Source organism: Variovorax glucosi (assembly GCF_051216695.1).
In the GTDB taxonomy this organism is placed as follows: Bacteria; Pseudomonadota; Gammaproteobacteria; order Burkholderiales; family Burkholderiaceae_C; genus Variovorax.
This window is the reverse complement of sequence record NZ_JBPJZE010000253.1, coordinates 1-1,165: the sequence shown is the minus strand read 5'-3', so window position 1 is coordinate 1,165 and position 1,165 is coordinate 1. Positions and strand designations below refer to the sequence as shown.

General features: G+C 58.6%; 1 protein-coding gene. It reads right to left on the bottom strand.

Going from position 1 to position 1,165, the window contains the following annotated elements; translation table 11 throughout:
- A partial coding sequence (locus ACSFA3_RS24725) for an eCIS core domain-containing protein (protein WP_435508006.1) occupies positions 1-1,013 on the bottom strand: 1,013 nt, incomplete at its 3' end.
- Between the last annotated feature and the right edge of the window lie 152 nt (positions 1,014-1,165).

Here is a 1,165-nt window from a genome sequence, read left to right as displayed (position 1 = left end):
CCAATGCCTGGATGCGGTGCCTGAAAGTCTTGTTCAAGGTTGAGATTGTGGGCGTCCGACTGGTTGAGGCCGCGAGCGACAAAGCGCCTAACGTAGTTGTTCGTATTCGGAGCGTAGATATAGTGTTTTCCTGGTTTGGCGATGCGCTCAAAAACGGGCGACAGCACTCCGGCGGGTTGAGGAGCAATAGGCTGAAACCGGAAACTTCCGAAAGTGACTGTGCCGAGCACGACGAGCGTGTTCTGGACGTCGCGTACCGTGGAGTGGCGCGCCAAGATCCGGATGGAATCATCGCGCATCAGATTGACGGACGAAGGATCTTCGCTGAATTGAATTTGTCCGGCGCATCGCTTGAGCAGCAGGCTAGCGAGGTCGTGCCAGTCCTTGCCGTGCTGCAGGTGCGCCTTTTCATATGCGTGAAGAATGGGATGCGCGTTCCCGCCCACGCCTAGTGCCAGTGCATTCTGCATCACTTGGTGGTCCACGGCGGCTAGCGCGCGCTTCTCCCGCGCGTACGTGTCGAAAATGCTGGCTATCTTCGCGACGAGAAACGCCCAGTCGGCAGGCACGGGTGCCGCAGGGATGAACTCGAACTTGTGCCGGAAGGCGGCCTGCAGAAACAAGCCCTTCGACAACGGTGCCGGTCCGGGTGCCGATGGCACCGCGGAAAAGTCAGGAGCGGCACCATCGCAAAGCGTTGCTACGACCGCGTCCGCAAAACGATCAGCTTCGGCCTCCAGTTCGGGATCTTCGAGCAGGACAGCTCGCTCGAGTGGCGCGGCAAGGATTTGGTGCTGGAGCGTGTTCGCCAGTTCGTGAGCCATAAGCCGCAGGCCCTCGCGTGTCGCGACGGAAGGCGCGTCGTGCGCAAGTAGAACATCGCGTCCGGCGGCCAGGCCCCACATGCCTAAGCGAGACGGCAATGCAGAACGCCGGATGGTGGTGCCCGAAAAATCGACCCCGAACTGATGCTGGATTTCCCTTGACCGGTCGTGCGCGAGATGAACTTCCAAAATGTTTCTAGACGGTTTTGTCACTTTGACCTGTCTCCATCAGTTGTGCCAACGTTGAGTTAGTGAGGCCAAGGTTGCGCAGACTGCTTGACCTCCGGTGATTGAAGTGGCTTTTTTTCTCAAGAGATTCGCGCTACCTAATAGCGCGCAAC